Source organism: Halosolutus amylolyticus (assembly GCF_023566055.1).
Lineage (GTDB): Archaea > Halobacteriota > Halobacteria > Halobacteriales > Natrialbaceae > Halosolutus > Halosolutus amylolyticus.
In genome coordinates this window covers 1,036,325-1,055,427 of record NZ_JALIQP010000001.1, presented here as the reverse complement: position 1 = coordinate 1,055,427, position 19,103 = coordinate 1,036,325, and the positions used below count along the sequence as shown (strand labels likewise).

22 protein-coding genes, 3 tRNA genes and 1 other RNA gene are annotated in these 19,103 nt (G+C 65.9%); 9 read left to right on the top strand and 17 right to left on the bottom strand.

What is annotated here, in order from left to right; all coding sequences use genetic code 11:
• Nucleotides 1-8: 8 nt before the first annotated feature.
• Entirely contained in the window at nt 9-728 is a 720-nt protein-coding gene (locus MUN73_RS05075) for a queuosine precursor transporter (RefSeq protein WP_250139349.1), read from the bottom strand.
• Between the two features lie 446 nt (nt 729-1,174).
• Between MUN73_RS05075 and MUN73_RS05070 the strand changes: the two genes are divergently transcribed.
• Both MUN73_RS05070 and MUN73_RS05065 read left to right on the top strand, forming a co-directional pair.
• A complete protein-coding gene (locus MUN73_RS05070) occupies nt 1,175-1,369 on the top strand; it encodes a cold-shock protein (protein ID WP_006087767.1) in 195 nt (64 codons plus the stop codon).
• A 447-nt stretch (nt 1,370-1,816) separates the two neighbouring features.
• A complete protein-coding gene (locus MUN73_RS05065) occupies nt 1,817-2,095 on the top strand; it encodes a PadR family transcriptional regulator (protein WP_250139348.1) in 279 nt (92 codons plus the stop codon).
• Between the two features lie 129 nt (nt 2,096-2,224).
• Here the strand turns inward: MUN73_RS05065 and MUN73_RS05060 are convergent, their stop codons facing one another.
• From MUN73_RS05060 to MUN73_RS05050, 3 genes are all read right to left on the bottom strand, one after another.
• Nucleotides 2,225-2,374 carry a hypothetical protein gene (locus tag MUN73_RS05060; RefSeq protein ID WP_250139347.1) on the bottom strand — a complete coding sequence of 50 codons (150 nt, stop codon included), beginning with the start codon at nt 2,372-2,374 and terminating at the stop codon, nt 2,225-2,227.
• A 102-nt stretch (nt 2,375-2,476) separates the two neighbouring features.
• Nucleotides 2,477-3,109, bottom strand: coding sequence for a uracil-DNA glycosylase (locus MUN73_RS05055; RefSeq protein ID WP_250139346.1), 633 nt, complete (start codon nt 3,107-3,109; stop codon nt 2,477-2,479).
• Nucleotides 3,110-3,218: 109 nt separating this feature from the next.
• On the bottom strand, nt 3,219-4,199 hold the full coding sequence (locus tag MUN73_RS05050) for an MBL fold metallo-hydrolase (protein WP_250139345.1): 981 nt from the start codon (nt 4,197-4,199) through the stop codon (nt 3,219-3,221).
• Between the two features lie 176 nt (nt 4,200-4,375).
• Here MUN73_RS05050 and MUN73_RS05045 point away from each other — a divergent pair, with 176 nt between their 5' ends.
• From MUN73_RS05045 to MUN73_RS05035, 3 genes are all read left to right on the top strand, one after another.
• Entirely contained in the window at nt 4,376-5,521 is a 1,146-nt protein-coding gene (locus MUN73_RS05045) for a S8 family peptidase (RefSeq protein ID WP_250139344.1), read from the top strand.
• Between the two features lie 349 nt (nt 5,522-5,870).
• A complete protein-coding gene (locus tag MUN73_RS05040) occupies nt 5,871-6,323 on the top strand; it encodes a type IV pilin domain-containing protein (RefSeq protein ID WP_250139343.1) in 453 nt (150 codons plus the stop codon).
• A complete protein-coding gene (locus tag MUN73_RS05035) occupies nt 6,320-6,580 on the top strand; it encodes a hypothetical protein (RefSeq protein ID WP_250139342.1) in 261 nt (86 codons plus the stop codon). Before MUN73_RS05040 ends, MUN73_RS05035 begins: the two co-directional genes overlap by 4 nt.
• A gap of 227 nt (nt 6,581-6,807) precedes the next feature.
• On the opposite strand, the gene MUN73_RS05030 is transcribed toward MUN73_RS05035, so the two are convergent.
• The 5 genes from MUN73_RS05030 to MUN73_RS05015 form a co-directional block, all read right to left on the bottom strand.
• Nucleotides 6,808-6,915 (bottom strand) — tRNA-Ile (locus MUN73_RS05030).
• Between the two features lie 61 nt (nt 6,916-6,976).
• Nucleotides 6,977-7,111, bottom strand: coding sequence for a hypothetical protein (locus MUN73_RS22550; RefSeq protein ID WP_265339099.1), 135 nt, complete (start codon nt 7,109-7,111; stop codon nt 6,977-6,979).
• A 137-nt stretch (nt 7,112-7,248) separates the two neighbouring features.
• A complete protein-coding gene (locus tag MUN73_RS05025) occupies nt 7,249-7,833 on the bottom strand; it encodes a MogA/MoaB family molybdenum cofactor biosynthesis protein (RefSeq protein ID WP_250139341.1) in 585 nt (194 codons plus the stop codon).
• Nucleotides 7,834-8,061: 228 nt separating this feature from the next.
• Nucleotides 8,062-8,664: a GNAT family N-acetyltransferase gene (locus tag MUN73_RS05020; RefSeq protein WP_250139340.1), complete on the bottom strand. Its 603-nt coding sequence runs from the start codon at nt 8,662-8,664 to the stop codon at nt 8,062-8,064.
• A 356-nt stretch (nt 8,665-9,020) separates the two neighbouring features.
• A tRNA-Asn gene (locus MUN73_RS05015) sits at nt 9,021-9,124 on the bottom strand.
• A gap of 101 nt (nt 9,125-9,225) precedes the next feature.
• Between MUN73_RS05015 and cca the strand changes: the two genes are divergently transcribed.
• A complete protein-coding gene (gene cca / locus MUN73_RS05010) occupies nt 9,226-10,647 on the top strand; it encodes a CCA tRNA nucleotidyltransferase (RefSeq protein WP_250139339.1) in 1,422 nt (473 codons plus the stop codon).
• Nucleotides 10,648-10,674: 27 nt separating this feature from the next.
• Here the strand turns inward: cca and MUN73_RS05005 are convergent, their stop codons facing one another.
• From MUN73_RS05005 to MUN73_RS04995, 3 genes are all read right to left on the bottom strand, one after another.
• Nucleotides 10,675-11,700: a histone deacetylase family protein gene (locus MUN73_RS05005; protein WP_250139338.1), complete on the bottom strand. Its 1,026-nt coding sequence runs from the start codon at nt 11,698-11,700 to the stop codon at nt 10,675-10,677.
• Nucleotide 11,701: 1 nt separating this feature from the next.
• The gene (locus tag MUN73_RS05000; RefSeq protein WP_250139337.1) at nt 11,702-12,133 is read right to left on the bottom strand and encodes a histone; all 432 of its coding nucleotides are present in this window, start codon (nt 12,131-12,133) and stop codon (nt 11,702-11,704) included.
• Nucleotides 12,134-12,199: 66 nt separating this feature from the next.
• The gene (locus tag MUN73_RS04995; protein ID WP_250139336.1) at nt 12,200-13,657 is read right to left on the bottom strand and encodes a single-stranded DNA binding protein; all 1,458 of its coding nucleotides are present in this window, start codon (nt 13,655-13,657) and stop codon (nt 12,200-12,202) included.
• A gap of 399 nt (nt 13,658-14,056) precedes the next feature.
• On the opposite strand from MUN73_RS04995, the gene MUN73_RS04990 reads away from it, so the two are divergent.
• Nucleotides 14,057-14,896, top strand: coding sequence for a hypothetical protein (locus MUN73_RS04990; RefSeq protein ID WP_250139335.1), 840 nt, complete (start codon nt 14,057-14,059; stop codon nt 14,894-14,896).
• A gap of 100 nt (nt 14,897-14,996) precedes the next feature.
• Nucleotides 14,997-15,069: transfer RNA gene (locus MUN73_RS04985), tRNA-Arg, on the top strand.
• Nucleotides 15,070-15,281: 212 nt separating this feature from the next.
• On the opposite strand, the gene rnpB is transcribed toward MUN73_RS04985, so the two are convergent.
• Nucleotides 15,282-15,657: RNase P RNA component (gene rnpB, locus MUN73_RS04980), an RNA gene on the bottom strand.
• A gap of 425 nt (nt 15,658-16,082) precedes the next feature.
• Here rnpB and MUN73_RS04975 point away from each other — a divergent pair.
• Entirely contained in the window at nt 16,083-16,685 is a 603-nt protein-coding gene (locus tag MUN73_RS04975) for a TIGR00296 family protein (RefSeq protein WP_250139334.1), read from the top strand.
• Nucleotides 16,686-16,820: 135 nt separating this feature from the next.
• Here MUN73_RS04975 and MUN73_RS04970 read toward each other — a convergent pair whose 3' ends face one another.
• From MUN73_RS04970 to MUN73_RS04955, 4 genes are all read right to left on the bottom strand, one after another.
• Nucleotides 16,821-17,612, bottom strand: coding sequence for a sensor domain-containing protein (locus MUN73_RS04970; RefSeq protein ID WP_250139333.1), 792 nt, complete (start codon nt 17,610-17,612; stop codon nt 16,821-16,823).
• A gap of 102 nt (nt 17,613-17,714) precedes the next feature.
• Complete coding sequence (locus MUN73_RS04965; RefSeq protein ID WP_250139332.1) at nt 17,715-17,984, bottom strand: DUF7521 family protein; 270 nt, start codon at nt 17,982-17,984, stop codon at nt 17,715-17,717.
• A gap of 31 nt (nt 17,985-18,015) precedes the next feature.
• Nucleotides 18,016-18,486, bottom strand: coding sequence for a DUF7521 family protein (locus tag MUN73_RS04960; protein WP_250139331.1), 471 nt, complete (start codon nt 18,484-18,486; stop codon nt 18,016-18,018).
• Nucleotides 18,483-18,839: a helix-turn-helix domain-containing protein gene (locus MUN73_RS04955; RefSeq protein ID WP_250139330.1), complete on the bottom strand. Its 357-nt coding sequence runs from the start codon at nt 18,837-18,839 to the stop codon at nt 18,483-18,485. Before MUN73_RS04955 ends, MUN73_RS04960 begins: the two co-directional genes overlap by 4 nt.
• Between the last annotated feature and the right edge of the window lie 264 nt (nt 18,840-19,103).

Sequence of the window (19,103 nt, the reverse complement as noted above, 5' to 3'; positions counted from 1 at the left end):
GAACCGGTTCAGGCCATGTGGGTCTCGCCGGTTTCTGCACCCTCGCGCGAGCGCACGAGCGAGACGATGGCGTAGACGACCGGCGTGTCGAGCACCGCGATCGCGAACTTCAGCAGGTACTGGCCGATCATCAGGCCGAGCGCCGCCTGGAACGGGAGCGGGTCCATGCCGACGTCGAGGACGGCCGGTGCGAGCACGAAGCCGACGGCGACGAAGACGATGGTATCGATCGCCTGGCTGCTCGCCGTGGAGCCGATGTTACGGAGCCAGAGCTTCTCGGAGCCGGTGTACTCCCGGATTCGGTGGAAGACGAGCACGTCCCAGTTCTGGCTGATCACGTACGCGAGGAGACTGCCGAGGACGATGTTCGTCGACGCGCCGAGCACCGTCGCGAACTGCCCGGCTCCGTCGGGATCCGCCGCCGGCGCGGCGATCGTCGACCAGACGAGCGCCAGCACGACGAAGTTCAGCGCGAAGCCGACGTTGACGACGATCTGGGCCGCGCGCTTGCCGTACAGCTCGGTGTAACAGTCGCTCGCGAGGAACGTCAACGCGTACGCGAGCGCGGCCCCGGGGAGGGCGAGCTGTGCCCCCGTAATCGGGAGCGCCACGGGGATGTCGAACGCGAGCACCTTCGAGGCGGTCAACTGGGCCGTGACGAGCGCCGCCACGAACAGCCCGATCAGAGCCACCTGTGCGATCGTCGGCGCACCGCGATGCTGGGTCATACCTCCCGCGTAGTTAGCGGATCCACCTAAACGATACTATTCGAGTCCGATTCGAGTATGCGCTGGGTGATCGCGAGTGAGGGGCGGCGGACTGTAAACATGCCCCGTGTGATGCGGACGCACGGCAGAGATGGGGTCGTTCTGGACGATCGGTCGGCGTCGAACGCGACCGACGAGCGCGATCGGGGCCGTCGTGTCGCACGCCGAGGCGAATGCAGCCGCGCACGGACAGTCGACGAGCGGTGCTGTACGCGTTGCTCCGGCGGTGTACCGATCGTCATTTCGACCAGTCGAGAAAATAATTGTCCGAGATTCGTGAAAACCGGATCCAGCGTATTTGAGCCGATCGTTCCGCGTATAGCAGATTCTACCTCGAATTATTTTCCTTTCGATAGAATAACTATAACACAACTGTTATACGTGTGGCGGGGTTTCGTTGAATTGCAATGGCGAAAGGAAACGTTGATTTCTTCAACGACACAGGCGGCTACGGTTTCATTTCGACGGACGACGCGGACGATGACGTTTTCTTCCACATGGAAGACGTTGGCGGTCCGGACCTCGAAGAAGGCACAGACATCGAATTCGACATCGAACAGGCCCCCAAGGGCCCCCGCGCCACCAACGTCACCCGCCTGTAATACGGCTTCTCACGTTCGGTAACGGGTTCACATTCGATTAGCAATTCTTCAGCACACTACTCGACGAGCGACGGCGACGTGTCCACCGGGACGCGACACCCCGCTCGAGGAGCCGCCGCTGTGTGGCAGGGCTCGCGCCGATGCCCACCGGCGGATCGCCGCACGCTCCGACGTGGACGGAATCGTCACGACCGGGTGTGCTACCGAGACCATTACGCGAGTCGGCAGTCATTACAACGATCGTTCACGGCGTCTCGCGACGGAATTCCGGCCCCGATCGGCGATCACGACGACAGGACTGTCGGCCAGGGTAGGTGGGCCCTACGGTCTAGCGCCACCACGATTGCAGTCGTTCCGCCGATCAGGACCTCGAAAGCGACACCAAAACCGCCGATACGTAATCGATAACAAACAATCAGAATACTGGTGTGACTACATGGGTGAACCATGGACGATCTGACCGGGTTTCAGCGAGATCTCCTGTACGTCATCGCCGGGGCCGACCAGCCGTCCGGCCAGGACGTAAAAGACGAGATCGAGACGTACTACAGCAGCGACATCAACCACGGCCGACTCTATCCGAACCTCGACACCCTCGTCAACAAGGGACTCGTCGAGAAGGGACAACTCGATCGCCGAACGAACTACTACGCGATCAGCGACGAGGGCCGTCAGCAGATCGAACAGCGCCGGGAGTGGGAATCACAGTACCTCGACGACCTGTAACGCACCGATCCGGCGTCGATACCGTTCGACGAGTATCGGCCGGGCCGCGGCTACCGGACAGCTAGCTCGGCCCCGATAGGTCCACCGGGTGCCCGTGACGGACCCGGGACACCACGCGACGGCCGCCGATCACGCGAACGCGATGAGATTCCGGAATAAATCGCTAAAGGTGATGAGAAACAGCCCGGCCAGGACGATGAGGATCAAAAAGGTAAAGAAGATGATTACTGCCTGACGCCCGGTGAGTGATTCCCCCTCGAGGAGTTCGTCGAGTTCCATGCCTACTGATATCAGGTGTCACTCTTAAAATGCACCGGTGTTCGGCGGGCAACTGGTCGTCTCCGGGCCCCGGGAGTGGCCCCTTTCGAGGCGACGACGTCGTCACGCCCGCTCCAGCGCCGCCGCCAGATCGGCCTCGATCGCGTCGACCTTGCTCCGATCGTACAGCGCCGCGGCCGGGTGAAACGACGGGACGACGATCCGCTCGGCGTGCGCTCGCGAGTCGGTCCCGTTCGAGGTCTCCCCCACCTCGTGTTCGAACGTTCGCCCGTGCAGATCGGTGATCGTCTCGTCGGTGTCGAGGATCTCGGCCGTCGCGAAGCTTCCAAGCGGAACGACGACGGTCGGGTCGACGCGCTCGATCTCGGCCGCAAGCACCGGCCACCACGCCTCGATCTCCGCCACGCGGGGATCGCGGTTCTCCGGCGGCCGCACCTTGACGAGGTTGGTGATGTACAGTTCCCCCCGATCGTGGCCGATCGATTCGAGCGCCCGATCGAGTTGCGCGCCGGCCTGTCCGACGAACGGCTCGCCCTCGGCGACTTCGCGTTCGCCCGGCGCCTCACCGACGAGCATCACGTCGGCCGACAGCGGGCCGACGCCGGGAACGAACCGATCGGGATCGCGCTGGTCGTCCGGAACCGCCTCGAGAACGTCCGCGAACACGGTCCGGAACGACCAGTCGATCGAGTGCTGATCGGTCACGGTGGAGACTACAGCCGCGACCGAAACCATCGTTTCCCTTGCTCACACAGCCCGCTGGACGGTCGTCCGTCGTGGGCCGGTCGAGACCAGACTCCCGGACGGTGCCGCCGAGCGGACGGCCAGCGACTCCGGTACCGCGCTACGAATCCGACCGATCGTCGTAGACGACGTCCGGCCCGGCGTCGTCCGGGTCGATCGTTCCCGGTCCGGTCTCCGGGTTCGATCGCGCGTCGACGACGGTGCCGTCGGGGTAGACGTCGACCAGATCCCGGAGGACGACCACTCGGCCGTCGTACTCGTCGCGGACGGTCTCTATCGCCGGTTCGAGGTCGGCGGGGTCGTCACGGCCGACGTGGGACAGGGCGAGCGTGCCGACGTCGGCCGCCCGGGCGGTTCGCCCGCAGGCGCTCGCGGAAGGATGGAGCGCCGTTTTCGGCCCGTCCGCGTCGTCCGCGAGTACGCGATGGTGAACGAGGACGTCGGTTCCCCGGGCGATCGTCGGCACGTTCCCCGATTCGGCGGCGTAATCGCCGGAGAACGTGATCGATCGCCCCCCGGAGGACACCCGGTAGGCGAGCGCCGGGACCCGGCCGTGGACGACCGGAATCGCGTCGACGGCCACACCGTCGCCCTCGTAGATCCGCTCCGGTTCGTCGTCCTCGCCGACGGTGGCGTCGACCTCGGTGGCCGGAAGCGCCAGTTCGCCGTCCGTGTACCGCTCGACGAAGTCGGACAGGTAGCCGTACGCCCCGCCCTCGTCGAACAGCGTCGAGAGCCACTGTTCGGTTCCTGGCTGTTGTGCGTTTCCCGCAGGACCGTACACCGCCAGAGGCCGATCGCCACGACCCTGCTGGGACGCCGCCTTGACGATCGCCGGGACGTCGGCCGTGTGGTCGACGTGGAGGTGGCCGAGAAAGACCGCGTCGAGCGCAGTCGGGTCGATCCGGGCCTCGCTGAGTCGCGCGGCAGTCCCGCCGCCGGCGTCCACCAGCAGCGTCGGATCGCCGTCGACGTGGACGACGTACCCGACGGACGCCCGCTCGTTGTCCAGTGCCGACGCACCCGTTCCGAGGGCCGTGACGTAGAAGCCGTCGTGGTCGCCTGCGCGGGCGGCGGTCATGACCGACTCGTCGATCGGATCGGCCCTAAGTCCCGAGCCTGAGCATTCCGGTCTGGCGCGTGCGGCCCTCGACAGCCGAACGTAGCCGCACGCATTATTGCCCGCCAACAGATGTTAATTATTTTATATTCTTCTACCCAAACATTCACGTATCAGAGAATGTCACGTGGGAACGGATGTCAGAGAACCCCCATCCAGTAAACAGGCGAACAGTGTTGCAAGCGGCTGGTGGCGCGCTCGCCACCGTCGGCACGACCGGGCTGGCAGCGGCCGAACCGGGTGACGCGGTCGAAGTCAACGTGGGTTTCGCCAACGCCAGCGGACGATCCGCGGCACTCGACGCGGCATCTGAGACGGTTCGCGAGTTCGCGTTCGACGCAGTGACGATCCGCACACAGAAGCGTGCGGTCTCCGGGCTCCGACAGAACCCGAACGTGCGCTACGTCGAGGAGAACGGCGAGATGCACGCGCTCGCCCAGACCCTCCCGTGGGGTATCGATCGCGTGGACGCGGACGTCGCCCACGACGGCGGCGAAACCGGGGCCGGTGCCGACATCGCGATCCTCGACACGGGGATCGATTCCGACCACCCCGATCTGCAGGCCAACTTGGGGGCCGGCAAGGCGTTCGTGGAGTGCAAGGGGAATCCGAACATCTGTCGCGAACCCTGGGACGACGACAACGACCACGGCACCCACTGTGCGGGGACCGCCGACGCCGTCGACAACAGCGAAGGCGTCGTCGGCGTCTCCACCGAGGCGACGCTTCACGCGGTCAAGGTACTCGACAAGCGCGGCAGCGGGTCGTTCTCCGACATCGCGGCCGGCATCGAGTACGTCGCAGACCAGGGCTGGGACGTCGCCAGCCTCAGCCTCGGCGCGAGTTCCGGGTCACAGACCGTAAAGGACGCCGGTCAGTACGCCTACGACGAGGGCGTTCTGCTCGTGGCCGCCGCGGGTAACGACGGGCCCTGTTCCGACTGCGTCGGCTACCCCGCCGCTTACTCGGAGTTCATCGCCGTCAGCGCGACCAGCGAGGACGACTCGCTGGCGAATTTCTCCTCGACCGGACCCGAAGTCGAGATCGCCGCCCCGGGCGAGGACGTCTACTCGACGATCCCCGGCGGCTACGACACGTTCTCGGGGACGTCGATGGCGTGTCCGCACGTTTCCGGTGCGGGCGGCCAGCTAATGGCGAACGGCTACACGAACGTCGAAGCCCGCCAGCGGCTGACGGACACGGCCGAGGACATCGGCCTCGCGGACACCGAGCAGGGGAGCGGCCTGCTCGACGTCGCCGCGGCGCTCGGTCTCTCGAACTGAATCCGATCGGTCCCCGTTTCCTCGGACACGACCGTCCAGTACTGGCACGTATCCCGATCGAACGCGACCGGGGAAGCGCTGTTCGAGCGCGAAACCGGCACGGGCGATCGCTCGGCTGGCGTCGCCACGACCGTTCCGACGTCGTACTCGTCGATGGCTCCCCCGGCGGCGATCTGACCCGGAGCGAGGGGGAGGGTAACATGGACCCGGCCGAGTATCCGTGGCCTGGGAAACCAATCGAACAGTCACGGTATCGAACCAGACCCGTACCGGACCACTGACTCGACTCTTTTCCAGCCGATTCCGGCAGAAATGTTCAAGACAGTTGAATAGTCACTAGACGATATTCGTGTTCCGGTTCACCGAGGAAAACCGCGCTACGAATCCTGTCATCGGTATCGTTCTCCTCATCGGAGTCGCGGTGATCCTCTCGGCGGCGATCGGGACGTTCCTCATCGGACTGAGTTCGGATCTCAACGGTGGGACCCAGGCGGCAGTCGAGACGAGTACCGTCGTCACCGACGACACGGACGGGTTCGTCACGGTCACGGGAATCTCGATGCAACGCGCCGATCAGATCGCCGTCGAAGCGACCGTGGCAGATGGCACGGACGCGCTCGAGGACGCGAGCGGCAACGGTACGTTCCGGGTCACGAAGGAGATCGATACCGTCGACGAGTCGGTCACGTTTCGACAGCACGCACCGCCGAACGGTGACGTCGCCGTCGAGATCGTGGCCGTCGCACACCGGGCAGACGGCGATCACAGTGCCCGCATTCTCTCGACGGAGGTGACGATATGATCGGCGTCCTGGACGAGTACCTGCCGGAACGGATTACCAAAACGACGCTGTATCACATCGTCCGCTGGGGATTGCGGATCTACATCGTCAGTCTGCTCGTCATCGGTGCCTACAGCCTGCTGTGGGTGGCGGAACTCGCCGGAATCATCCCCGAAGCGTGGCTGTCGACCATCTGGATCGCGATCGCCGCGATGGGAACAGTCTTTCTCGTTCTGCTGATCCCCCTGTTCTACACTACGCGATCGACGAAGCGGTGATCGCAGGTAGGTGTTGATCTCGTCGACGAGTTCGAACGTCCTGGGGCGGCGAGGAGTTTCGAGGGTTCGACCTGCCGCCGAACAGTTTCGTAACACAGCGAACCAGTGACTGGTTCGGTTCTGGTTCTGGGACGAGGGTTCCCGAATGAGAAAATAAGGCCCTCGAGCATATGAGGGCCCGATTACCGACCGAATTCGTTTCGGCCACGCTTCGGGTTTTTTGCGGATGGGCCCTGACGGATTCGAACCATCGACCACTCGGTATCCCACACGGACTCACGATCGTGCGACCGTGTTATGAGCCGAGCGCTCTTACCAGACTGAGCTAAGGGCCCGTACGAAATACGAACACGCCGAACGATAATTAACGCTTACTGTCCGCCGATCGCCATCGATCTACGCCCGTCCCTCGATCGCGTCCAGTTCCGCGGTGGACAGTTCGGCCTCGAGTTCCTCGCGCGTGTGGGAATCGAGTACGTCTTCTCGCTCCTCCGCTGACAGGTCTCGGACGTCCTCGAAGCAGTGGCACATGACGGGCGTACCTAGCCCCGCAGTATCAATAAAAGCCAGTGCGGCGCAGATGGACGGTCCGGACGAGCGAAACGACGACCGCCCAGACTGTGCTTTGGGCCCCGCGATCGGCTCCCGAGTCCGTTCGATCGGGCCGGCTACTCCGACTGGTAGGCCGAGAGGGACTGATCCGTCGTGTCTTGCTGGTGTCGGGTCGCGAGTCCCACGAGGTGGGGCGCTTCGGGAACGATCAGCTCCTCGCAGGCGGTCTCGCAAGCGCCTGTGCTCCCGGGAAGGCAGAAGACCGGCGTGTCGACGGCGATACCGGCTGTCGCGCGCGAAGCCATCGCTCGGGTGCCGACCTCCTCCCAGGAGAGCGATCGGAACAGTTCGCCGAAGCCGGGCAGGTCGCGCTCGAACAGCGACGACGTCGCCTCGGGCGAGACGTCGTCGGCCGTCACCCCGGTGCCGCCCGTCGTCAGGACGACGTCGATGTCCCGGCGAGCGACGAGACTCCGGACTGCCGTCCGGATCGAGGAGTAGTCGTCCCGGACCAGCACGCGTTCACGGACCTCGTGGCCCTCGGCCTCGAAGCACTCCTGGATGGTGTCGCCGCCCGGGTCGTCCGGGTCATCGGCGGCGGCGCGGGACGTCGAGACGGTGACGATCCCGACGTAGAGCGGGTCGATGACGTCGTGTCCGTGGTCGTCTGTACTCCGTCGATCGCGTCGATCCGTTGCCATGGGCGTACGTCGTCGCCGAAAGGCGATAATAGCTCCCCCGTATCGACGCACTCGCCTCGAGACCGGCCCCCGTGGTCCGCATTCACGCGAGACGGCAATCGCTTCCGTCGGCTGCCCGCGCTTCTGTAGCCGTTCGTGTTCCTGATACCGTTCCGTTCGATCGGCCATAGGGGGTGCTCGCCCGATCGGAGAGAAACTGGCGAGCGGGAAGTGTGCAAGACCTCGCGCTCACTTCTCTCGAACCGCCTCGTCGTACTGCGCTCGCGTAACGGTGTACCGGTGGAGGTCGGCAACCTCCCCGTCCATCGGTACCCAGTTCCGGAGTACGCCGTCGTACTGTCCGCCGTGGGCTTCGATATACGTCTCGATCGCACGCCGCGACTTCTCGTTCCCGTCGTTGTGGCCCGCGGTGACGAGTTCGAGGTCGAGTCGATCGAAGGCGAGTTCCATCAGGGCCCGCGCCCGTTCGCCCGAGTAGCCCCGCCCCCAGAAGGGCTTTCCCAGGAGCAACCCGAGTTGTCCGGTCCGTCGCTCCCACTGGCAGGTCAGTACCGTCATTCCTGCGAGTTCGCCCGCGCCGTCTTCGCCCGCTTTCGGCCGGACGGCGTACTCGGCACCGTCGGTGTCTTCCCACCGCTCCTCCGCATCCTCGAGTTGATCGTGGGCATCTTTCATGGTTCGGTACGGGGTTTGCGGGACGTGCTCGAATACCTCGTCGGGAGCGTCGGCGTGTCTCCGGGCAAAGCTCTCGTACAACTCGAACACGTCCACGTTCTCGTGGCAGAGTCGTTCGAGTCGAAGCCGTTCCGTCTCGATTCGATCCGGAAACATGTAACTCAGTCATCGCCAGTTCGGCATATAGCTACTCGTGGTCTGGGACGCACTCACACGAATGCCTGGGTATCCGTCGATTTCGGATCGGTGAACCGGATTGACTCGGAGCGACCGCTCCTCGCGAGTTGTGTTTGAAAAACACCGTAACGGAAACGCGTAGCGTTCCCGTTCGCGCGAAAATTTCGGAGAAATTTTCGAGCGCCGAAGCCAGGACTCGAACAGGTGCGAGACGGTCGTCCTCACTCCGTTCGGCCGCGTGTGACTCGCATGTTCGAGTCCGCCTCGTCTCGCGTTTACGGAAACTGGATTCGCTCGGCGCTATCGCTCTTCGCGGGCTGTTGTTTCCCTAAAAGCGCCGAAGCCAGGACTCGAACCTGGGACAACCTCGTATCTGCGGCGATCAGATGACCTGAATCACCGTAACAGCGAGGTGCTCTACCATCTGAGCTACTTCGGCTCATCTTTTGGTAGTGGGGTGTATTTGATAGGGCTTTCGTTTTCCCCGCCCCGTGCCCGTGTTCGACACACTTTCCCTCGGTGCGCGACTACCAGCGACCAATGAGTGACGAGAGCGACGGAGACGCCGATCGCGACGACGCCGAGTCGGCCCCGGCCGACGTCGAGTCGGTCGTCGCCACGGTGCGCAATCGCATCGACCCCGACCCGGACGAGCGGAGCCGGCTACGATCGGTCGCCGATCGACTGCTCGAGCGCGCCGAATCCGCCGCGACCGAGCGCTGTCCGGACGCCGACGTCGTCCAGGTCGGCTCGACCGCCCGGAACACGTGGATCAGCGGCGATCGCGACATCGACATCTTCGTGCGGTTCCCGCCGGACCTCGATCGGGAAACTCTCGAACGGTACGGCCTCGCGGTCGGCCACGAGACCCTCCCGGAGGGCCACGAGGAGTACGCCGAACACCCGTACGTGAAAGGGACCGTCGAGGGGTTCGACGTCGACGTCGTCCCCTGCTTCCGGCTCGGGTCGGCGACCGAGATCCGATCGGCCGTCGATCGCACCCCGTTTCACACACAGTACCTCCAGGAGCGCCTCGACGACGCTCTCGCGGACGACGTGCGACTCGCGAAGCAGTTCCTGAAGGGGATCGGCGCGTACGGCAGCGACCTCCGGACCCGGGGATTCAGCGGTTACCTGACCGAACTGCTCGTTCTCGAGTACGGCGGCTTCCGATCGCTGCTGGAGGCCGCGGCCGACTGGCAACCGCCGGTCGAACTCGACCCGGAGAACCACGGGCGGGCGAGCGGCGACGCCGACCGCCCGTTCGACGATCCGCTCGTCGTCATCGACCCGACCGATCCCGAGCGCAACGTCGCGGCGGTCTGCGCGGCCGAGAACGTCGCCCGACTCCAGCACTACGCCCGCGCGTTCCTCGCCGACCCGTCCGTCGATCACTTCGAACCCACGACGCCGGACCCGATCGACGCCGCCGACCTCCGGGCACACGTCGACCGTCGGGGAACGACGCCGATCGCGATCCGGTTCGAGGCCCCCGATCTCGTTGAAGATCAACTCTATCCGCAACTGCGCAAGTCCCTCGCCGGCGTCACCGACGGCCTCGACGCCCGCGGCTTCGACGTCTTCCGGGCCGCGACATTCGCCGACGAGACGGCCGTCCTTCTCGTCGAACTCGCCGTCGCCGGGCGGCCAGCCGTCGAGCGCCACAGCGGGCCACCGGTCCACGTTCGCAGCCACGCGGAGGGATTCTACGAATCCTACGCCGACGATCCGGAGGCCTACGGACCGTTCATCGCCGAGGATCGGTACGTCACCGAACGGCCTCGCGAGTTCACCACCGCCCGCGCGTTCGTCGCGAGCGATCGGCTCTTCGACGTCGGCCTCGGAGCCCACGTCGAGACGACGCTCGAGGACGAGTACGACGTGCTGGTCGACGAGGAGGTGACGGCACTGCTGCCGGAGTTCGAGTCGGAACTCGCGGCCTACTTCCAACCGGAGCCCTGAAACGGATACTCGATCGCGTCGTCCGTATCACTCGAGGTCGACGTCGAGATCGTGTTCCTCGACGACCGCTTCGATCGCCTCCTCGGCCTTCTCGCTCACGTCGGCCCCGGGTTCGATCGGCTCTCGGCCGTCGAACGTCTCGTGGACGATAGCCACGCTGTCCGCGAGCACGTCCAGTCCGTAGCCGCCCTCGAGGACGAACGCGAACGCGGCGTCGGTCTCGTCGGCGAGCGTGCGCAGCCGATCGGTCATGAGGGCGTAGGCCTCGGTCGTGAGGCGGATCCGCGAGATCGGATCGTGGCGGTGAGCGTCGAACCCCGCGCTGACGAGCAGGAGGTCGGGATCGTACGCCGTGAGCGCATCGTGGATCGGCCCCTCGAACGCGGCGAGGTACTCGACGTCGTCGGTTCCGGCCGGCATCGGGAGGTTCATCGTCGTCCCCGCACCGTCGCCCTCGCCCGTCTCGTCGACGGCACCGGTGCCGGGATACAGCCCCTGTTCGTGGAGCGAGACGAAGAAGACGTCGTCCCGGTCGTAGAAGATGTCCTGGGTCCCGTTGCCGTGGTGGACGTCCCAGTCGACGATCGCGACCCGCTCGACGTCGTGGTCGTCGTGGTCGAGCGCGTACTGGGCCGCGACCGCGACGTTGTTGACGAAGCAAAAGCCCATCGCGTCGTCCTCGATCGCGTGATGGCCCGGCGGTCGGCCGATCGAGAACGGCGTCTCCCGGCCGGTCGCCCCGTCGAGCGCCTCGTCGACGGCCCAGCAGGCCAGCCCGGCGCTCTTGCGGGCCGCGTCCCAGGTCTCCTCGACGGCGCTCGTGTCGGGATCCCAGCTCCCGCCGCCCTCGGCGCAGAACTCCTCGACGGATTCGAGGTAGTCGCGGTCGTGGATGGTCGCCAGCCGATCGATCTCGCAGGGGTCGCTGTCGACGTACTCGACGCCGTGTTTCCGCTTCAGCCGTTCGCGGATCGCGCGAAGCCGGTCCGGCGACTCGGGGTGGCGCGAACCGGGATCGTGTGCGAGACAGAGCTCGCTGTAGCCAAAGCGCATCTCACTCGAACAGCGAGAAGTACGTCTCGATATCGGCCTCGGTGATCGTCCGCCGATCGGCGTGGTGGGCGAGAGTCGCCGCCGCGCGGGCGACGTTGTCCGCGTAGTCCTCGAGGATGTCCGCGAGCGCGACGCGGGCGTCCATCGAGACGCGGTACCGATCGTCGATCTCGAGCCGTGCGATCCGGTCGACCGGGGCGACCGGGAGTTCGAGGTCGTCCTTGTCGACGACCTGTTCGACCTCGAAGTCCTCCGCCATCAACGTTTTGCGCCCGTCTGCGGTCGCTCGCTCGGCGGCCTCGATGGCGAGCTCGCTCCCGTGTTCCTGGATCCGCGTTGCGAGTTCCTTCGACGCGTCGGCACTCACCCGAAGATCGCCCGCGTTCCGCCGGATGATCGTATCCACCGGGGCGAACGGGAGTTCGACGTTCATGTACAGATACGCGAAGCTGAGTCCCTTAACGCTTTTCCTAATCGGCCGATCGGCCTGCTCGCGCCCTCAGAACACGTCGCTCGCCTCGAGACGACCCTCGCGGACGATCCCTCGGGCGGTTATCTCCTCGCCGAGACCGACGTCAGCGTCCGTCACGACGCTCATCGTCGTTTCGCCGTCGTCGAGCACGACCGGGTCGCCGGCCTGGACGACGACCCCGGTGAACTCGATCTCCTCGCCGTCCGCGGGGTCGTCGGCGTCGCTCGCGCCGTCGTCGGTCGTCGATCCGGCCGCGGGATCGGACTCGTCCGCGTCGTCGGCGGTCGGCGACTCCGAGCCAGTTCCGTCGTCCGCGAACGCCGAGAGACCGCTGTTCGCGCCGTCCCCGCCGCTCTCGGCTGCCGACTCGTCGCCGCCCGAGTCGGTATCCAGGACGGTAACCGTCGACTGCCAGCCGGCGGAGGCTTCGAGATCGTCCTGCCAGCCGTCCTGGATCTCGACGTCGGCCAGCGCGACCTCGTCGCCCGGCCCGACGTCGACGTCGGCTTTCTCGCCCCAGAGTGCGACGCGAATGTCGCCCGTCGCGTCCTGGACGCGAACGTTGCGGACCTGCCCCTCCGAGCCGTCGTCCCGATCGAACGTGCGCTTGGGATCGGCGGACCGGACGACGCCTGCGATGTCGACCGTCTGGCCGATCTCGAGGCTCTCGATCGGCGTGCTTTCGGGAACGTACTCGACGTCCTCGTCGACTTCCTCGATCGCCCCGCGGTTCCCGACGTGGAGTTCGAGCGAGCCGTCGCGCTCGCGGACGTAGCCGTCGACGACCTCGACGGTGGTGCCGGCCTCGATATCCTCGGCCGTGTCGGCCTGCTCGTCCCAGAGCGTGACGCGCACGCGACCGGTCGAGTCGCCGAGCGTGAGATTCGAGACCTTTCCCTCGGAGCCGTCGTCCCGATCGAACGTGCGCACGGCGTCGGTATCCAGGACGAGTCCGACGAGGTTGACGTTCGAGAGGCCCAGCGAGAGGTCCTCGACGGTGTGGGTGTCCGCGACCGCGACGTCGATCTCGGTGTCCGGGTCCGGTTCGACGTCGTCGACGCTGACCTCGACGCCGCTGTAGCCGTCCTTGGGGCGGCCCTTGATCCGCAGGACGTCGCCCTCCTCGAGTTCCTCCGTGGCGGCCTCGGCGTGCTCGTCCCAGAAGGCCGCACGAACCGATCCGGTTTCGTCGGCGACCTCGACGTTGACGACGCGCCCGTCCTCGTCCTCGCCGTCGCGTTCGAACGTCCGGACATCACCGATGCTCGTCACCTTGGCGACGAACTTGGCTTCCTCCATGCCGGGTTCGACGTCGGCGACGCCGCCGACCTCGCTCTCGCCGAGTTCGTGAGCGACGAGCATCGCCGCCGTCTCCTCGTCCGCCAGTCCCCCCATCTGCTCGACTTTGGCCTCGACCGCCTCGCGAAACTCCTCGAGAGAGACGTCGGCCTCGAGATCCTCGTAGACACCCTCGATGTCGCTCATTCTATGCTCGTGCATGCATAGCCCGCGCATAAGCGTTGTCCATTCGGTGTCGTGACGTCGCACCGCGATCGCTCTCGACAGCCGTCGTAGGGGCTACAGAAACCGAAACTGGCGTCACGGTCACGTCGCATCCGGTCCGGCCCTCGACGGGGCTCCAGCGGGAGCGCATGCCCGGTTTGAGCGCCCCTCCGTATTTAAACGTCCGGGCGATCGCAGTCCACCGACGGGTGCTCGACCGACGGGAATCGACGGCGCGGTCATCGTGGGGCCGATCGACGTCGAATTCCGCCCCACTCGTCGGATGGACAACGTATTTCCTGTCACGCGTACTGGGTTTCGCATGGTCCGTTCCGCTCCCCGCACTCTCCGGCCAGTGGTCACAGCACCGTGGTCCGTGACATGAGTCCCCGACCGAGACGCGCAGTCGCGTCAGCGATCACGATCGCCACCCTCGGTGGACTCGCACACGCAGCCGTCGTGTCCACGCTCCTGACGCGGATCGACTATCCGCTGGTCGACTCGACCGCCGGACTCGCGGCGCTGGCGGCGGGCGCGTTTCTGCTGGGATTCGTGGCGTTTCTCGTCACCGCCCACACGCGGCTGTACTTCTCCGCGATCGGGTCCGTCGCGCTACTGGTCGGCGTCACGTACGTCGAACTGACCTCGCCCGATCCCCAGACGGTGGGCGAACTGGGCGGCCACGACATCGTCGAGGGACCGTTCCACGTCTACCACTACGCCGACAACTGGGCCCTGTTGCTCTCGCTGTTGCTGGTCGCCGGCGTCGCCGAGTACGGACTCCGGCGCGGCTACGGGCCCGGAGCCGATCGGCTCCGGAACCTCCCCGACCTCCCGCTGAGGCGTCGTACCCTCGCGGGCGTCGTGGTCGGCGTCGCCGGTTTCGTCGGTGTGGCGACGGTACTCCTGGTCCAGAAATCGGCCACGTTAGGCGTCGACGGCGCCCTCGTCGTCTTCGCCTGTGTCGCCGCGGTCACCGCGGTTCCGCTCGCCGCGTTGCTGGGCGAGGGAGCGCTCGTTCCCCTGTTCCTGTTCACGCTCGTGGTCCCGCGATTCCTGCTCGTGGAAGTATTCCTGACGACAGATAGCTACGTCCATATCCTCGCGCTCGGTCTGTACGCGATCGTTCTCGCGATCGTCGGACTACTCGAGACGCGGTTCCGTGCTCGCTACCGCGGCTGGGACGGCGGCGCGTTCACCGAGCACACGAACCCCGAGTGATCGTGACCCGTTCGTCAGTGTCTCACACGATCGAATTCGCGGGGCGCGATCGGGATGCTTTCGAAAGGGCTTTAATGTCCACGCGGGTATGAAGAGATGAGTCCTGATAGGGTAGTGGACTATCCTCTTGGCTTGCGGAGCCAGGGACCGGAGTTCAAATCTCCGTCAGGACGTTTCTGTCGACACCAAACCGCGAGCGAAGCGAGCGGCTGGTGTCGACGAAACTCCAACGCGGAGATTTGAGCAGAGAAGGACGGGTCTCGCCACAGACGTTTCGGCGGAATCCCCGATCACAAACCCCATCTCGAGACGTCAACGATTCGTACGAAATGCCCTCCAGACGAAAACACCTCCTCGGCATCGATGCCACTCGCGTACTGAAAACGGGTGAGAGGAGTAAGCCCCCTTCTGTTCGTCCCGGCATTCGGCTGAGCGTCCGCGCCGCCCGCGGCGAGGCCGCGGAGCGTTCGGGCTACCACGGCGCGGACTTGCACCGGTGAGGGTTCGCCGTTCCATCGATCCTCGGCCGTCTCTCCGTAGCCGACCGTGACAAACACGGTCCGTGGCGTCGAACCACGAGGCTCGACTACGGGCTCTCTGCGGGTCAACTCCCCTTCCTCGCGGTCGGGTTCGCACGCGTCATCGATCGGGCCGAGACGTGTCGTTTCTGTTCCAGAGCCAGCGGTCTCCCGCTCCGGACTTGCGCCCGGTCACCTGCCCGAACAGGTGGGGGGACTTTCCTCGCGAGCGTGAAGCGTCCCGGAGGGACGGTTCACGTTGTGAGCGTTGCGCGACTCGGAGAGTCGGGCAACGTTGGCGCGTGGCGCATCTCGAAGAGATGGACCACGCTCGGTGATCGCGCCGTTGCCGGCACGATCATCGCGGCAGCCAGGCTCTCTCTCCCATCGATTATAGGGGCGTGAGCGGAATAAGTCCCCCGATCGAACGGGACGCGCCAGAAACGACGGACAGGGGTCGGCCCCGCACGCACCGGGACCGATCCGGGGAGCAGTGGTCGCCCGAGGTGTCGCCGTGGCTCGCGAGTACCGACGCGACTCCGTCGAGGTCCGTTCCCCCGGCCAGTTCTCGACGGCGGCGGCGGCGAATTAATCCCCCGAGCGGCGTCGTGGGCCGATCGGGAAGCGAATGGAAGCGTTTTAGGACGACCATTCCCATGTATACCTGTATGTCCCAGCGACAGGGCGTCGACCTCTCCTTCGAGGACGGCGCGCGCGCAGTCGAACTCGCGCGCGAGTCCGTCGAATCCTACGTAGAACACGGGCAACGAGAACAACCGGGCAGCATGCGCGAAGCCTTCTACGAGCGCACCGGTGCGTTCGTGCGCCTCGAATCGACCCGCGGCCGCGGCAGCCTGCGCGGCTGTGCCGGCGGCTATCGATCGGGCGAACAGCTCGGTCACGTGATCGTCGACGCGGCGATCGAGGCCGCGAGCGAGGACTCGTGTGGATCGGAAGTCAGTCCGTCGGAGCTCCCGAACCTCACCGTCTCCGTCTGTGCGGTCAGGAACGTCGTCCTGACGGACGATCCGCTGGCGGATATCGACCTCGGCACTCACGGGGTCGCCATCGACGGCGGCGGCGAGAACGGCTGGCTCTACCCGACCGTCCCGGTCGAGAACGGCTGGAGCGCCCGCGAGTACCTCGATCGGACCTGCCGGAAGGCGGGCCTCCCGCCGACGGCCTGGCAGGACGACGACGTGGTCGTCACGCTGTTCGAAGGGCAGGTGTTCCGCGAGCGCGACCCCGACGGGAGCGTCGAACAGGTGTAGCGACCGCTGTTTTTGCCTCACAGTATCGATACTGGTCCCGGTCGGAGACGGAAGTCTCGCGATACTGCCTCCGGCGTCCCTGTCGCAGCTCGTCGGCACGCAAGAGCTCGGTCGATGTGAGTCCGAACGAGCGATTCACTCGTCCTCGTTCGGGTCCACGTCGCCGTCCCGGTCCGCATTCGCCGCGTCGCCTCCGTTCGCGGTTACCGCGTCGTCTCCGTTCGACTCGTCCTCGGTGGCGACCTCGAGTAGCCTCGCGGTGAGCAGGCCGCCGACGATCGCCAGTCCGTTCAGCAGGTGGAGCGACACCAGTCCGACGAGGAGGCCGGCGCCGGCGGCGGCGACGGCTTCGGGAGGCGTGTCGATCGCAACCGAGCCGACGGTGTAGTGGACCGCCGGATCGGCGTAGACGAACGGTGCGAGGAGCAACGCCGTGACGAGCGTGGTGGCGGTGACGAGCGCGGTGAACGCGGCGATACCGTAGCCGAACTTCAGGAGGACCAGCAGGAGACTGGTCCAGGTCGTCGGGGCAGTCAACAGTGCCGACACCGTGTCGACGAGACCGCCATCGCCGCCGGACAGGCTGGCCGGATGCTCCGAACGGAGCGCTTCGGGGAGCGGCGCGTCAGTTCCGAGGAGTACCGTCGCCAGTTGCGCCTCGAACCCCGCGAGGATCGTCGCCGCGACGATCGTCGCCAGGAGGAGCGGCACGCCGATCAGCGTCACGACCAGACCGATCCCCATCGAAACGCCGGCGACGATCGCGACGAAGTACGTCACTCCGAGCGGAAACGCGAGGGCGAGGTACAGCAGGTTCCGGTACGTCTGGAGTCGAAACGGGACGCCGACGAACCAGCGCAGCGGTCGATCGCGCGGGCCGTCGGACTCGTCGCGAGCAGTCGTCGTCGCGAGTGACGTCGTGGTCATGTGGATACTCGAACCGAGAACGGGGACGACCGTATAGCGGGGCAGCGAGTTGGCGAGCCGCCAGCCCGGCGAAAGGGTTTTGTACACTGATCCGCCGGGGACTCAATCGAACGTCCGGTAGATGACGGCCAGCCCGATCGTGTGCGAGAGGGTGATCGCGAAGAGGCTTTCGGCGTCTGCCAGCCCGAACGCGGGCGTGAGCAGGTAGAGGATCAGGTACGGGAGGACGGCGATACAGACGATCCCGATCGAGAGCGCGCGCATCGTCGGACTGTCGTTGCGGCGGTAGCCCCGGTAGGCGAGGTACGCGACGAACAGCCCCAGCACTGCCGTGAGCGCGGACGCGACCGTGGTGATGGGTTCGAGTGGCATGATCAGGGTGCGTCGATTTCGGGTTGCATGGTCAGGTGGTGTAGACGACGTAGAGGACGACCAGCAGGCCGGCCAGTTCCGACAGCGTCGTCGCCAGCAACTGGACGGACAGCGGGATCGCCGCGACGTTGCCGACCAGCAGGCGGATGAACATCGGCGCTGGCGCAAGCAGGAACATCCCGATCGCGAGCAACAGGATCGGGCGCGCCTTCGTTCGGCGGTAGCCCTCGACGAACCGGTAGGTGACGACGATGGCGAGCACCAGCGCGACGAGGAACGTTGCGAGCGCCGCGAACACGACCAGCGGCGAGCCGCCCTCGACGTCGACCTGCAACGGGACGAGCAGTTCGTGGGCGACCGACGTCGCGGCTGCGATCGAGCCGGCCGGACCGGGCGACCCGCTGGCCGCGATAGAGCCGGCCACGCCGGGGGAATCGATCGAACCGACCGCTCTGCAGGCGGTCGCGAACCCGCGCGCCGGGAGGTCGATCGTGCTGGTCATCCGGAGAGTTCCTCGTAGAGTCGTGTGAAGGTGTCCGCGGCCTCTTCTTCTGCGTAGTCGATCTCGACGTCGAAGCCGTCGTCGGTCACGTCGATCGCGACGCCCTCGAGACGGGCGACGTAGACCTTGTAGTGGTGGCCGCCCGGGTCGAGTCGTTGCCGGTCGGCGAGCAGATCGTGCTCCTGGAGTCGATCGATGCGCCGGTAGACGGTCGAGGGATCGGCGTCGCAGGCCGCGCTCAGCGCCTCGACGGATTTCGCCTCGTCGTAGGTCTCGATGATAATCGTCCGCGCGTACTCGTCGTCGAGCAGGGCGAGCACCGCCTCGGTGTCGGGATCGACGACGGTCGTCATCGGCGCATCCCCCGCAACGCGGCACGGACTGGTCCTGCAACCCTCGATCGCGTCGCGACCGACGCGGTGACACACCCGTCGGTAGCGGGCCACGACCCGTCACCGGAGTTCGATCGGCGAGCCGACACGTCTGTCTCGAATCCGTCCGACAGCGACAAAACCGTTCGGATCTATGACGAGTTCCGACGGCGGGGTCGAAATCCGCCAATCCGGCCGCGAGCGCGGCGCCGCTCGTCAAGACTTATGTTAGCGTATCGAAGAGTA